Source organism: Rhodococcus daqingensis (assembly GCF_042665615.1).
In the GTDB taxonomy this organism is placed as follows: domain Bacteria; phylum Actinomycetota; class Actinomycetes; order Mycobacteriales; family Mycobacteriaceae; genus Rhodococcus_G; species Rhodococcus_G daqingensis.
In genome coordinates, this window is the sequence record NZ_JBHTCS010000017.1 from 250,169 (window position 1) to 262,625 (window position 12,457).

Consider the following 12,457-nt stretch of genomic DNA (forward strand, 5'->3'; position numbering starts at 1 on the left):
GAGAAGCGTTAAATCGGCAACGTCACCTCCGAGATGAACGCGTCACGTACCCAACTGACAAAGACGTCCCAGGCGCCGGTGACGAGGGCGACGCCGACCGCCACCAGCATCAGGCCGCCGAAGATCTGGATGGTGCGCGCGTTACGGCGCAGCCAGCCCACCCCGCGCAGCGCACTCACCGAGCCGAACGCCAGGATTACGAACGGCATCCCGAGGCCGATGCAGTACGCCACGATCAGGGCCACGCCCCGCGCGGCGGTCGCGCCCTCGGTGCCCGCCGCCACGGACAGCACCCCGGCCAGGGTCGGGCCGAGGCACGGCGTCCAGCCGAGACCGAACACGCCACCGAGCAGCGGCGCGCCGATCAGTCCGGACACCCGCCGCGGCTCGAAGCGCACGTCCCGCTGCAGCGCCGGCACCAGCCCGATGAACACCAGGCCCATCGCGATGGTGATCACCCCGCCGACGCGCTGCAGCACCTCCCTGTTGATGGTGAGCGCGGAGATCAGGCCGAACACCGAGGCCGTCGCCAGCACGAAGACGACCGTGAACCCGAGCACGAACAGCCCGGCGGCCCCCGCCACCCGCAGGCGCGCCGCGGACCTCGTATCGGTCGCGGTCTTGAGTGCCCCCGCCTCGGCCGCGGTCACCGCGGGTGCGTCCGCACCGACGATCCCCGCGAGGTAGGACAGGTAGCCGGGCACCAGCGGCACCACGCACGGCGAGGCGAAGGACACCAGACCCGCGAGCACGCAGGCGCCGAGGGCGAGGAAAAGCGGGCCGGATGCCGCGGTGTTGCCGAAGGTCTCGCCGATCCCCGCGGCCAGGACGGCGTCGTTCATGGTGCTCACTGTTCCCGCGCGACCCTCTCCACCACAGGCTGGAGATCCTCCGCCAGCAGCGCCTTGAGGAACACCGCCGCGACCCGGTGCTCCTTGTCGAGCACGAGGGTGGAGGGGATGACGCTCGTCGGGAACTTGCCACCGAGCGCGGTCAGGGTCCGCATCGACGGGTCGTAGACCGAGGGGTATCCGACCTTGTTGTCGATGACGAAGTCCTGGGCCTTGTCCTGCTGCAGGTCACGGACGTTGATGCCGAGGAAGGCGACGCCGAGGTCCTTGGTGCTCTCGTAGACCTTCTCGAGATCGTCCGCCTCCCCGCGGCACGGCCCGCACCACTGGCCCCACAGGTTGATGACCACGGGTTGACCCTCGAAGTCCGACAGCGAGGTGGTCTTGCCCTCGGTCATGAGGTCGGGACCGGAGATGTTGCCGATGGTGCCGCGTTCGCTCGGCGGGTCGTAGAAGATCTCCGTCTGCCCGCCGGGCGAGACGAAGTCGAACGTGCCGCCCTGCGCGACGGCATCGGTGCCGGTGCCGCAGCCGGCGGTGACGGCGGCGACCGCCAGCACCGCGGCTGCCACCCGGACGAACCGCCTCATGCCCCGGTCACCCTCGGATCGGATGCGCCCGCGGGCTCCGAGTAGACGATGTCGACCAGCGTGTCGCCCTCGTAGACCAGCGAGGTCAGCGAGGCGAGCCCGCACTGGCGGTGCCGCGGGTCGTGCCAGAGCCGCTCGCCCTGCAGGAACCGGCGCAGCGTCCACACCGGCAGCTGGTGGCTGACGCACACGGCCTCGTGCCCGACGGCGGCGACGCGCGCGGTGTTGACGGCGGCGAGCATGCGGTGCGCGATCTGCAGGTACGGCTCGCCCCACGACGGGGTGAACGGGTCGCGCAGCTTCCACCAGTGCCGCGGCCTGCGCAGGGCACCGTCGCCGACCGAGACCTTGAGCCCCTCGAAGTCGTTGCCCGCCTCGATCAGGTTCTCGTCGGTCACGAGGGTCAGCCCGTGCTCACCCGCGATGGGGGCCGCTGTTTCCTGCGCGCGCTGCAGCGGCGAGGCCACCACGTGGGTGATGTCGTGACCGGCGAGCACCGAGGCGACCGTGCGGGCCTGCGCCTGACCGGTCACGGACAGCCGGTAGCCGGGCAGCCGGCCGTACAGGATGCCCTTCGGGTTGTGCACCTCGCCGTGGCGAAGGACGTGCACGATGGTGCGCGACTCGGCGGGGTCGGGCGTCGGCGTCTGATGGAGGGTGCTCACGTGGATTGGCTCCGTGATCTAGGGGTGCGGGGGCTAGTTGGTGGGCGGCTGCGCGGCGGCAGCCGCCTTGGCCGCGGCCGGCAGTGCGGCGGCGATACGGTCGAATGCGGCGTCGTCGAGGGCCGAGGAGACGAACCATGCCTCGAAGGCGCTCGGAGGCGCATAGACGCCGCGGGAGAGCAGCGCGTGGAAGAAGGCGGGGAAGCGCCAGGTGTCGGCTTCCTTCGCCTCCGCGTAGTTGGTGACCGGACGGTCGGCGAAGAACACGCTCACCATGGTGCCTGCAAATTGCACCTGGTGCCGGACGCCCGCCTCGGTGAGGGCGTCACCGAGCAGCCGGCCGAGGGTCGCGGAGTTGCGTTCGAGGGCGTCGTACACGCTCTGATCTGCGGCGCGGAGGCTGGCGAGGCCGGCGGCGACGGCGACGGGATTCCCGGACAGGGTGCCCGCCTGGTACACCGGTCCGGCGGGCGCGAGGTGGCCCATCACGTCGGCACGGCCACCGAATGCGGCGGCGGGCAATCCCCCGCTCATCACCTTGCCGAAGGTCATCAGGTCGCCCGCGACACCGTCGATCCCGTACCAGCCGGCCGAGCTGACACGGAAGCCGGTCATCACCTCGTCCATGATCAGCAGCGCGTCGTGTGCGGTGCACAGCCGGCGCAGGCCCTCGTTGAACCCGGGCTTCGGCGCGACCGCGCCCATGTTGCCCGCGGCGGCCTCGGTGATGACGCACGCGATCTGCTGGGGGTTCGCGGCGAAGGCCTGCGCGACCGCGTCGAGGTCGTTGTAGGGCAGCACGATCGTGTCGGAGGCCTGCGCGCCGGTGACGCCGGGCGAGGTGGGCAGACCGAGGGTGGCGACGCCGGAACCCGCGTCGGCCAGCAGCGCGTCCACGTGACCGTGGTAGCAACCCGAGAACTTGATGATCTTGGTGCGGCCGGTGAATCCGCGGGCCAGCCGGACCGCGCTCATGGTGGCCTCGGTGCCGGAGTTGACGAGCCGGACCTGCTCGACGGGCGCGACCCGGTCGACGATCGCCTCGGCGAGCTCGATCTCGCCCTCGGTGGGGGCACCGAACGAGAGTCCGGTGGTCGCGGCCTTCTGCACGGCCTCGACGACCGCCGGGTGCGCGTGCCCGAGGATCATCGGCCCCCACGAGCAGATGAGGTCGACGTAATCGTTGCCGTCGACGTCGGTGAGCATGCAACCGGACGCCTCGGCGATGAAACGGGGGGTGCCGCCCACCGACTGGAACGCCCGCACCGGGGAGTTGACGCCCCCGGGGATGACCGCGCCCGCCCGCTCGAAGAGCTGGGCGGAGGTGCTGGCGGGCTGAGAAGAGGCGCTGGTGGGAACAGTCACGGCCTCCAGTGTCCCAGTTGTCGAGAAATTGCCAACGACAGGGTGTAGGAGAGCGACCGGGGACACAGCGGAGGGGAGCCCGCGGAGCGTCAGTCGAGTGGTTCGAATTCGCCCAGCCGCCAGGTCTGGTCGAACCACGGCTCGAGTGGCCCGTACAGACGGAACAGAGGGAACCAGGACTTCCCCGGGATCGTCTCGACCCAGTTGGACTTCCCGCCTTCCGGCGGGTTGGGTCCGAAGAAGAGGTCGTGCGAGCCGTCGTCGTTGGCGATCAGCTCGCCGGAGTTGCTCGCCACGGCAGGCCAGATGGTCGACGGGACCTGGATCAGCGATCGGGTCTGAGTGTCGTAGACGTCGACGGCCCAGAAGTTCTTCACCGGCGGGTTCGGGTCGACACGGAGCCGGTAGGTGCGGCCGCCGTCGAGTATCGCGCCCCGTGCGTCATGCACCGTGTAGGCGTAGGCCGAGCCGGCACCGGCCCTGGCGCGGGCCATCGCCGGGGTGATGACGGTGGCGATGTAGTGGAACTGGGTGCGCGCGTCGAGGAGCCGGGCGCCGTCGCGGAGGAACTCGTGGCTGCCGCCGACGAAGGCGTTGTTCCACGACCCGTACAGCGAGGCCTGCGGATCGCGCGGCGCGTAGGACAGCGTCCGCGCCATCCCGGCGCCGATGCGGGCCGCCTTGTCGAGGATGCCGCGCATCCGCTCGTCCGGATCGAACGGCCGCCCCTTGACGATCCCGATCGCGGCGAGCTGGCCGGCGCGTTCGGGGTCGAGCGCCTCGGTCGGCTCCTCCTGGACGAGTTCGTCGATCTCGAAGAAGAACGACAGGTCGTTCGCGTGGACCGTGTTGAAGCTCTCCTCCACCCAGTTGATCCACTCGTTGGCGCGCGGGGAATCCGCCTCGCTCAACGGGTAGATGCGCGCCTTCTTCATGTCGGCAACACCGCCGAGCGCGCGCAGGACCACCCAGTTCGTGAAGGTCGGGCTGCGCAGGACGAAGTAGCCGTCCGGCACGTCGCCCTCGTAGCCGGGCGGGAGGTACAGGTAGTTGCCGCCCTGACCGTGGTCGGGTCCCGGGATACCCATGTCGGTGACGTAGCGGAACCAGAAGTCGTCGACGACGCACATCGAATTGGGTGGCGCCTCGACCACCGTCGGCCCCCAGGCCCTCAGATCGAGGAAGGTGGTGCCATAGGTGGTTTCGGTGTTCGGGGTCAGGGCGAGGGCGCGCGAGTTCGCCCGCGGATCCGAGTAGGCGATGGTGCGGGGCGAGTCGATGCCGAGCGCGCGCAGGCCGCGACGGAACGCCACCAGCGAGGCGCCGGGCACGCAGTTGAGGAACACGTCGATCCCGCGGACCAGGTCCAGCGCGTCGTAGATCGTCGACACCGTCTCGGGCAGCGGGACACCGTCGAAGAAGTCGAGTCGCCCGAAGGGTGTGTCGACGACGTCCGGCGAGGAGATGGACGCGATTGCCTCGAGCAACTCCTGCGGGGTCGACCGGGGGTCGGGATTGCCGTGAACCATCATGGAACAGAACCTCTCCACGAGAATGAACCGTTGTGCTGCCACGCTATGGACTCGCATCGGCCGGCCGCCTCATGCGATGGGGGTGAAGCCGGCCGACGCGAGCGATCCGACTCGCGAGCCGGAAGCCTGCGTAGGTGCTGGCGTGCGTAGGGCCGCGAGAGCTGATGCCAGGATGTTCGGCATGGAACCGATGCTGGACGCGATCCAGGACCACCGACACGAGCTCTACGAACGCTTCGCGGCCGCGCAGGTGGCCGTGTCCGCCGACGGCCGGGAGGTGTCCTTCATGGGCCCGGTCGAGACCGGCGTCGAGGTCGGCGGGTTCGCGGTGATCGAGTTCGAGGGCGCGCGCCGCGTCGCGGTGCAGGTGCGCGAGGTCCGCATGGTCGAACGGGAGGGTCCCCGGCTCGACTTCAGTGTGCGCGACCAGATGGCCGAGCTCGGCATCGTCTCAGCGAGCGCCCGTCCGCTGATGCGCGCGCTCAGCGGATCCGCGACCACCCTCGGCGAGTTCGACGGCGCCTTCTTCCTCGATCGGCGTGCGGTCGAGCCGTTCGGCGAACGCCCGATCCGTCCCGCGACGGAGGACGAGGTCGCCCTGATCGCCGAGGGCCTCACCGGGACGGCAGCCTCCATCGAGATCGGAGTGCTGAAGCAGGCGTCGAGCGTCCCGGCCCGGCTCCGGTCGACGGGGTTCGCGCGGCACACGTTCATGTGCGGACAGTCCGGTTCCGGCAAGACCTACACCACGGGGGGCCTCCTCGAGCGGCTGCTCGGCTCGACCGAACTGCCGATCGTGGTGCTCGACCCGAACTCCGATCACGTGTTCCTCGGGTCCTGCGACCCCGAGGACTGCTCGCCCGCCGCCGCGCGTCACCGCGAGGTCGCAGACGGGGTGCACGTGGCCCGGGCGCGCGGCTACGGCGCCGCGCACACGCTGTGCCTGGACTTCAGCGACCTCGACCTCGACACCCAGGCGCTGCTGCTGCGCATGGACCCGATCCGCGACCTCGACGATTTCCGTGCGCTACGCCAGGTCACCGCGACATTGACGGCGCCGTATTCCGTCGACGACCTGGAGGCCGCGGCCGCCGCCCACCACGACACCGAGCGGCTCGCCGCCCGGATCGGCAACCTCCGGATCGGCGAGTGGGACCTGTGGCGGCGCGGCGACGAGCGGTCGGCGATCGAGTACGACGTCCGCAACGCCCGCTGCGTCATCGTCGACGTCGGGAGCCTGTCGCGGCCGGACGAGCGGACCGCGGTCGCGCTGGCGATCCTCGGCAGGCGGTGGGCCGGTCGCCGGGACCGCGAGCCGGTGCTGCTCGTCATCGACGAGGCACACAACGTGCTGCCCGCGGCGACCGACGATCCGCTGCTGGCGGCGACCGCCGAACTCGGCGCGCTGATCGCCGGCGAGGGCCGCAAGTTCGGTCTGCACCTGTTCGTCGCCACCCAGCGGCCGGGCAAGGTGCACCCCAACGTGGTCTCGCAGTGCGACAACCTGGTGCTGATGCGGATGAACGGCGCCGCCGACATCGAGGACCTGAGCACCCTGTTCTCACACGTGCCCGCGCCGATGCTGCACCGCGCGACCGGGTTCGGGCTCGGTCAGGCGCTGTTCGCCGGGCCGATCGCGCCGGTGCCGCTGCTCGCCCAGGTGGGTACCCGGGTCAGTCCCGAGGGCGGCGGCGACGTGCCGACCACCTGGGCGGGGTGAGCTCCCGCGGTCAGAAGACCGGGCTGGGGCTGTCCACGATCACGCCGTGGCAGAAGCCGGTCGGCAGGCAGACCTCGTTGATCCGGACCATCCCGATCCGGGCGCCGTCGACGATCCGGTAGAAGGAGAAGTTCCGTCCGTCGAGGCTGTGCGCACGGACGCCGGGCACCGTGGTGAAGTCCTTGTTGGTGTTCAGCAGGTCGTCCTCGGTGAGCACCGGGTTGACCTGGTACTCGGTGTGACTGCCGTCGACCAGCAGGGTGTACGGCAAAGCAGACGGGGCGGGCGCGGCCGTGGCCGTCGCGGCCGTACCGGCTGCGATCGCGATTGCTCCGAGAGTTCCGGCGACGATGCGGGTGACTGAGCTCATAGTTAGTCGATAGAACACGACTCGTGCACAGTTCGCCAGCGCAACGAATACCGATCCGGTCACGGGCCATCCAGGCTCAGAGGTTTCCGCGCGCCGCCTGCTCTCGCTCGATCGACTCGAACAGGGCCCGGAAGTTGCCCTTGCCGAAGCCGAGCGAGCCGTGCCGCTCGATCAGCTCGAAGAAGACGGTCGGCCGGTCTCCGAGCGGTTTGGTGAAGATCTGCAGCAGGTAGCCGTCCTCGTCCCGGTCCACCAGGACGCCGCGACGTTTGAGCTCGGCGACGGGTACCCGCACCCGGCCGATCCGGGCCCGCAGTTCGGGGTCGTCGTAGTAGGCGTCGGGCGTGTCCAGGAACTCGACCCCCTCCGCCCGCAGCGCATCGACGGTGCGCAGGATGTCGCTGGTGGCCAGGGCGAGGTGCTGGCAGCCGGGTTCGCCGTAGAACTCGAGGTACTCGTCGATCTGCGACTTCTTCCTGCCGGGTGCCGGCTCGTTGAGCGGGAACTTGACCCGGTGATTGCCGTTGGCGACCACCTTGGACATCAGCGCCGAGTACTCGGTGGCGATGTCGTCGCCGACGAACTCGGCCATGTTGGTGAAGCCCATGACGCGGTTGTAGAAGCGCACCCAGTGGTCCATCCGACCCATCTCGACATTGCCGACGGCATGGTCGAGCGCCTGGAACAGACGCTCCGGCGCACCGGGGCGGCGCATGAAACCCGAACTGCGCGGGGCGAATCCGGGCAGGTACACCCCGGTGTATCGGCTCCGGTCGACGAGGGTGTGCCGGGTGCTGCCATAGGTCGCGATGGCGGCGCGGCGCACCGTGCCGAACTCGTCGGCGACGTCGTGCGGTTCCTCGAGGACGGTGGCGCCCTGCGCTCGTGCCCGCTCGATGCAGCGGTCCACGTCGAGCACCTCGAGCGCCAGGTCGACCACGCCGTCGCCGTGCCCGCGGTGATGGTCGGCGAGTGGACTGTCCGGGCTGACCGCTCCCTCGAGGACGAACCGCACGGAGCCGGACTCGAGCACGAACGACTTGTGGTCGCGCTGACCGGTTTCCGGTCCGGCGTACGCGACCAGGGTCATGCCCCAGGTGGAGACGAAGTAGTGGGCGCTCTGGGTGGCGTTGCCGCAGACGAACACCACCGCGTCCATCCCGACCACCGGGAAGGGGTCGGCCGCGTCGTCGTGTTCGACCAGCCCAACGAGCCGGTGCAGATCTCGGGCGCGCAGGTGCGCGGCACGCTCGTGCGGGGTCAACCGGATGTCCGCGATCGTCATGATGTCACTGTGAGCTCGGCCCGGTCGTTGCGCAACGATCAGTATTGACCCTGCTCAATCTGTACAGAATGCTGGAGGTTGACGGTGATTTGTTGGACATTTTGACCAGGAGCGCACCGATGAGCATCGATCGCCTCGACGCCGACCTGCTGGAGCTCCTGCACGCCGAGCCTCGGGTGGGCGTGCTCGAGGCGTCCCGCCGGCTCGGCGTCGCCCGCGGCACCGTGCAGGCCCGCCTGAACCGGCTCGAACGCGACGGGATCATTGCCGACCTGGCCCCCACCCTGGACGCCGAGGCCCTCGGATTCCCGGTCACCGCGTTCGCCACCCTGGAGATCGCCCAGGGCAGGGGGCATCGGGCCGTCGTCGAGCACCTCGCCGCGATCCCCGAGGTGCTCGAGGCCCACACCACCACCGGCGCGGGCGACGTGCTGATCAGGGTGGTCGCGCGGACGCACTCGGACCTGCAGCGGGTGATCAACCAGATCGTGGACGGGGAGAACGTGTTGCGGTCGTCCACGGTGATCGCCCTGGAGAACCAGATCCCGCTTCGCCATCTGCCGTTGGTTCGGGCCGCGGTGCGCTGAGCGCCCAGTCGGGGATCCCGGTCGGCACCCACCCTTCCCAAGAATATGTAGACCGGTCTATATTTGCCGCATGAAGAAGGGCGAGGAGACCAGGCTGCGGATGATCGCGGTCACGGCGGCCGCGGTCGAGGAGAAGGGCGTCGCGGCGACCGGCGTCACCGAGCTTCTCGAACGGAGCGGGGCGCCACGCGGCTCGCTCTACTTCCATTTCCCGGGCGGCAAGGACGAATTGGTCGAGGCCGCCCTCCGACAGAGCGCGGGCACCCTCGACGACTTGATGGCCGGTTCCCTCGGCGGCTCGCCCGCCGATGTCATCGCGCGGTTCCTCGGGGCGCTCGCCGACCGGCAGGTCGCCTCCGACTTCAGCAAGGGGTGCCCGATCGCGACGGTCGCCCTCGAGACGGCGGGCACCGACCCGCTCGGCGGGGTGTGCGCCGAGATCTACACCGCCTGGGAGGCATCACTCGCGGAGCTCCTGGGGGACGCCGCGCTGGCCACCGAGGTCTTCGCCCTCATCGAGGGCGCGCTCCTCGTCGGCCGGGTCCGGCGGTCCCGCGAACCCATCGACGCGGCGGTGCGCGCCGTCCGGAAACTGCTGGCGCGGAGCCCGCGTACCGACCCGACAACACTGGCGCGGAGCCCGCGGAGCGACCCGACAACACTGGAGGCCTCATGAGCACGCCCGACACCCTCGTCATCGGTTCCACCGGGCTGATCGGCCGGTGGCTGATCCCCGAACTCACCCGACAGGGCAGGCACGTCGCCGCGATGGTCCGGAACGCGGACGTACGCGGCGACGAACTCCGGGGTTGGGTGGCCGCCCACGGCGGGGACACCGAGCTGCTGACCGTCGTCGACGGGGACCTGACCGCGCCGGGGCTCGGGCTGGACCCGTTGCCGACCGTGCGCGACGTCTACAACCTCGGCGGCCGGTTCGCCTTCGGACTGACCAAGGGCGAGGCCCGCGCGGTCAACGTCGACGGCGCCCTGGCCGCCCTGCGCTGGGCGCAGGCCCTGCCGAGCCTGCGACGGTTCGTGCACATCAGCGGTTACCGAGTCGCCGATGCCCCCGTGAGCGAGAAGCTCTACCGGGACAAGGGCGCCTACGAGGCCAGCAAGGTCGAAGCCGACCACGCGGTGCGCGATCACGCCGAGGCGCACGGCATCCCGTACGCGATCGTCAACCCGTCGACCGTCATCGGCGACTCCACCACGGGCGAGACCACCCAGTTCATCGGCCTGGCCGCAATGGTCCGCGACCTTCACGCGGGGAAGCTCCCGGTCATCCCCGGCGGCAAGGATGTGTGGGTCCCGGTGGTCACCGCGGACTACTTCGCGCGGTTCCTCGCCGCCGTGCCCGAGCACGCGGAACCCGGTGCGGCGCTGTGGGTTCTCGACGAGGACACGCCGCTGCTCGGTGAGCTGCTCCGCATCCTCGCGGAGAGCCTCGACGTGCGGCCCCCACGCCTCCACGTGCCGATCGGGGTGATCCGCCGGCTGCCGGCGAAGCTGACCGGCGCGGACCCGGAGACCCTCGGCTTCCTCTCCGCCGACCGGTACCCCACCGAATCCGCGCGAGAACTGGCCGGGCGGGCCGGGCTGGCATTCCCTCCCCTGCTGCCGGCGTTGCGGGCGTGGACGGACCATCTGGTCGCGACCGACTTCGGGGCGCAGGACCCCGCGCCGACCACTCAGGCGTCGGTTCGCTAGTCCCCCAACCATTTTCCCCGGGTCAGCGGCATCCCGCTCGCACCGGCGGACCCGGCACGGACCGCGAGGACCTGATGGATGGTGATCCGGCCCCGCTCGAAGGACAGCGCGCTCGCCGCCAGGTACAGCAGCCAGGTCCGGGCCCGCGCCGCGCCGACCAGCCGCACGGCCTCATCCCAGTTCGTGCGCAGGTTGTGGACCCAGCGGCGCAGGGTCAGCGCGTAGTGCTCGCGCAGCGCCTCGGTGTCCCGGACCTCGAGGCCTGCCTGCTCGAACGCGGCCGCGACGTGGCTGAGCGGCAGCAGTTCGCCGTCCGGGAAGATGTACCGGTCGACGAAGGCCGGCTTCGGGTGCCGCTCGGTGACCAGCGGCGCGACGGAGGCGATCGCGTGGTTGAGCAGGCGCCCCTGCGGCCGTAGCAGATCCGCCAACCGATCGGCGTACTCCCCGATCCGGGATTCGCCCACGTGCTCGGACATCCCGATGCTGGAGATCGCGTCGTACGGTCCGTCGTCCACGTCCCGGTAGTCCTGGAGCCGGATCTGCACCCGGTCGGACAGCCCCGCCTCCGCGACACGGGCGGTGGCGAGCTCGCACTGCTCCCGGCTGATCGTCACGCCCACCACACTCACCCCGTGGTGGCGCGCGGCGTGGATGGCCATCGAGCCCCAGCCGCAGCCGACGTCGAGCAGCCGCATGCCCGGGGACAGGTGGAGTTTGCGGCAGACGAGGTCGAGCTTCGCGTCCTGCGCCTGCTCCAGGGTGCCGGTGTCCGCGTCGGTCCAGTACGCGCAGGAGTAGACCATGCTCGGGCCGAGAAAGAGCCGGTAGAAGTCGTTGCCGACGTCGTAGTGATGCGAGACGACCGCGGCGTCGCGCGCCTTGCTGTGCTTGGTCCCGCGCCGCCTGCCGATCTCCTCGGCGGGCGGGGGTGGGCGCAACCCGACCGCGCCGAGCCGCAGGAAGGTCGAGGCGACCCGTCGGATGCTCGCGCGGTCGAGCGTGCGCAGATCGCGTCGACCGACCCGCTCGATCACGTCCGGGCCGTCGATCAGGGCGAAGATGTCCCCGTCGATCTCCATGTCGCCCGCGACGTAGGCGCGACCGAGTCCCAACTCGTTGGGGGACCACAGGATTCGGCGCAGCGCCCGACGGTTTCGGAAGACGACCGTAACCTCGGCGTCGGCCGGGCCGGCGACGGATCCGTCCCAGCCCCGCACCCGCACCGGGAGCGGGCCGTCCGCGATCGTTTCGAACGCCGACAGCAGCCGCGCTGCCGCGGTTGTCGAGCCCGGTTCGGGACGCGTCGCACTCATCGAGCCTCCAACGAGGTGTGCAGTCCGATCCGCTCACCCTAGAACGCCCGCCGAGTGTGCACCTCCCGACACTCCCACTCGGCCGATGCGCCCGGCAGGTGCACGCTCGGCGGCCACCGCTCAGCGGCGTCGGGCCAGCTGACCGCCGAGCCAGGCGGTGTAGGCGAACAGGCCGACCGAGCCCAGGACGCGGGTCCGGTGGTAGACGATCGCCAGCCCGAGGAGCAGTTCGGTCGCGCCGTTGCGGTAGGTCCACTGCCGCGTCCCCCGGGGGAAGGCCTTCGCCGTCAACCCGTCGAAGGCGCGCGGCGCGGTGAAGTGCGCCGCACCGGTGCCGGCCAGGGCCACCCCGAGCAACCGTGCGGGCAGGCTGTCCGCGCCGCGGGCCTGGATGACCACCGGGTTCTTCGGCTCCCTCCCGGTCACCAACGCCTGTGCGGCCCTGCGCTTCCTGCGGGTCATGTGT

13 protein-coding genes are annotated in these 12,457 nt (G+C 70.5%); 4 read left to right on the forward strand and 9 right to left on the reverse strand.

Annotated elements, in window-relative coordinates; all coding sequences use genetic code 11:
* Positions 1–8: 8 nt before the first annotated feature.
* From ACFQS9_RS15325 to ACFQS9_RS15345, 5 genes are all read right to left on the reverse strand, one after another.
* A complete protein-coding gene (locus tag ACFQS9_RS15325; RefSeq protein ID WP_378406091.1) occupies positions 9–842 on the reverse strand; it encodes a cytochrome c biogenesis CcdA family protein in 834 nt (277 codons plus the stop codon).
* 5 nt (positions 843–847) lie between these two features.
* Positions 848–1,441 carry a TlpA disulfide reductase family protein gene (locus ACFQS9_RS15330; protein WP_378406093.1) on the reverse strand — a complete coding sequence of 198 codons (594 nt, stop codon included), beginning with the start codon at positions 1,439–1,441 and terminating at the stop codon, positions 848–850.
* A complete protein-coding gene (locus ACFQS9_RS15335; RefSeq protein ID WP_378406095.1) occupies positions 1,438–2,106 on the reverse strand; it encodes a histidine phosphatase family protein in 669 nt (222 codons plus the stop codon). The genes ACFQS9_RS15330 and ACFQS9_RS15335 overlap by 4 nt, the downstream gene beginning before the upstream one ends.
* Before the next feature lie 33 nt (positions 2,107–2,139).
* Positions 2,140–3,471, reverse strand: a complete 1,332-nt coding sequence (gene hemL / locus ACFQS9_RS15340; RefSeq protein ID WP_378406097.1) for a glutamate-1-semialdehyde 2,1-aminomutase — start codon at positions 3,469–3,471, stop codon at positions 2,140–2,142.
* A gap of 89 nt (positions 3,472–3,560) precedes the next feature.
* Positions 3,561–5,003 (reverse strand): DUF1254 domain-containing protein, encoded by a 1,443-nt coding sequence (locus ACFQS9_RS15345; protein ID WP_378406098.1) that lies wholly within the window; start codon positions 5,001–5,003, stop codon positions 3,561–3,563.
* A 181-nt stretch (positions 5,004–5,184) separates the two neighbouring features.
* Between ACFQS9_RS15345 and ACFQS9_RS15350 the strand changes: the two genes are divergently transcribed.
* A complete protein-coding gene (locus ACFQS9_RS15350) occupies positions 5,185–6,723 on the forward strand; it encodes an ATP-binding protein (RefSeq protein WP_378406100.1) in 1,539 nt (512 codons plus the stop codon).
* Positions 6,724–6,733: 10 nt separating this feature from the next.
* On the opposite strand, the gene ACFQS9_RS15355 is transcribed toward ACFQS9_RS15350, so the two are convergent.
* Together ACFQS9_RS15355 and hppD are read right to left on the reverse strand one after the other, a co-directional pair.
* On the reverse strand, positions 6,734–7,093 hold the full coding sequence (locus ACFQS9_RS15355) for a hypothetical protein (RefSeq protein ID WP_378406102.1): 360 nt from the start codon (positions 7,091–7,093) through the stop codon (positions 6,734–6,736).
* Between the two features lie 76 nt (positions 7,094–7,169).
* Complete coding sequence (gene hppD / locus ACFQS9_RS15360) at positions 7,170–8,378, reverse strand: 4-hydroxyphenylpyruvate dioxygenase (protein ID WP_378406104.1); 1,209 nt, start codon at positions 8,376–8,378, stop codon at positions 7,170–7,172.
* A gap of 119 nt (positions 8,379–8,497) precedes the next feature.
* Between hppD and ACFQS9_RS15365 the strand changes: the two genes are divergently transcribed.
* The 3 genes from ACFQS9_RS15365 to ACFQS9_RS15375 all read left to right on the forward strand — a co-directional run bounded on the left by ACFQS9_RS15365 (position 8,498) and on the right by ACFQS9_RS15375 (position 10,675).
* On the forward strand, positions 8,498–8,965 hold the full coding sequence (locus tag ACFQS9_RS15365; protein ID WP_378406106.1) for an Lrp/AsnC family transcriptional regulator: 468 nt from the start codon (positions 8,498–8,500) through the stop codon (positions 8,963–8,965).
* Positions 8,966–9,035: 70 nt separating this feature from the next.
* Entirely contained in the window at positions 9,036–9,641 is a 606-nt protein-coding gene (locus ACFQS9_RS15370; protein WP_378406108.1) for a TetR/AcrR family transcriptional regulator, read from the forward strand.
* Entirely contained in the window at positions 9,638–10,675 is a 1,038-nt protein-coding gene (locus ACFQS9_RS15375; protein WP_378406110.1) for an SDR family oxidoreductase, read from the forward strand. Before ACFQS9_RS15370 ends, ACFQS9_RS15375 begins: the two co-directional genes overlap by 4 nt.
* On the opposite strand, the gene ACFQS9_RS15380 is transcribed toward ACFQS9_RS15375, so the two are convergent.
* A complete protein-coding gene (locus tag ACFQS9_RS15380; protein ID WP_378406112.1) occupies positions 10,672–11,991 on the reverse strand; it encodes a class I SAM-dependent methyltransferase in 1,320 nt (439 codons plus the stop codon). The two genes, ACFQS9_RS15375 and ACFQS9_RS15380, sit on opposite strands and share 4 nt — an antisense overlap.
* Positions 11,992–12,111: 120 nt before the next feature.
* Complete coding sequence (locus tag ACFQS9_RS15385; RefSeq protein ID WP_378406114.1) at positions 12,112–12,453, reverse strand: hypothetical protein; 342 nt, start codon at positions 12,451–12,453, stop codon at positions 12,112–12,114.
* Positions 12,454–12,457: the final 4 nt, after the last annotated feature.

What these genes read in the sequence shown, in the direction of transcription:
- ACFQS9_RS15325 (WP_378406091.1), bottom strand. Translation starts at nt 842, where the DNA reads ATGAACGACGCCGTCCTGGCCGCGGGGATCGGCGAGACCTTCGGCAAC.
- ACFQS9_RS15330 (WP_378406093.1), bottom strand. Translation starts at nt 1,441, where the DNA reads ATGAGGCGGTTCGTCCGGGTGGCAGCCGCGGTGCTGGCGGTCGCCGCC.
- ACFQS9_RS15345 (WP_378406098.1), bottom strand. Translation starts at nt 5,003, where the DNA reads ATGATGGTTCACGGCAATCCCGACCCCCGGTCGACCCCGCAGGAGTTG.
- ACFQS9_RS15350 (WP_378406100.1), top strand. Translation starts at nt 5,185, where the DNA reads ATGGAACCGATGCTGGACGCGATCCAGGACCACCGACACGAGCTCTAC.
- ACFQS9_RS15355 (WP_378406102.1), bottom strand. Translation starts at nt 7,093, where the DNA reads ATGAGCTCAGTCACCCGCATCGTCGCCGGAACTCTCGGAGCAATCGCG.
- hppD (WP_378406104.1), bottom strand. Translation starts at nt 8,378, where the DNA reads ATGACGATCGCGGACATCCGGTTGACCCCGCACGAGCGTGCCGCGCAC.
- ACFQS9_RS15365 (WP_378406106.1), top strand. Translation starts at nt 8,498, where the DNA reads ATGAGCATCGATCGCCTCGACGCCGACCTGCTGGAGCTCCTGCACGCC.
- ACFQS9_RS15370 (WP_378406108.1), top strand. Translation starts at nt 9,036, where the DNA reads ATGAAGAAGGGCGAGGAGACCAGGCTGCGGATGATCGCGGTCACGGCG.
- ACFQS9_RS15375 (WP_378406110.1), top strand. Translation starts at nt 9,638, where the DNA reads ATGAGCACGCCCGACACCCTCGTCATCGGTTCCACCGGGCTGATCGGC.
- ACFQS9_RS15380 (WP_378406112.1), bottom strand. Translation starts at nt 11,991, where the DNA reads ATGAGTGCGACGCGTCCCGAACCGGGCTCGACAACCGCGGCAGCGCGG.
- ACFQS9_RS15385 (WP_378406114.1), bottom strand. Translation starts at nt 12,453, where the DNA reads ATGACCCGCAGGAAGCGCAGGGCCGCACAGGCGTTGGTGACCGGGAGG.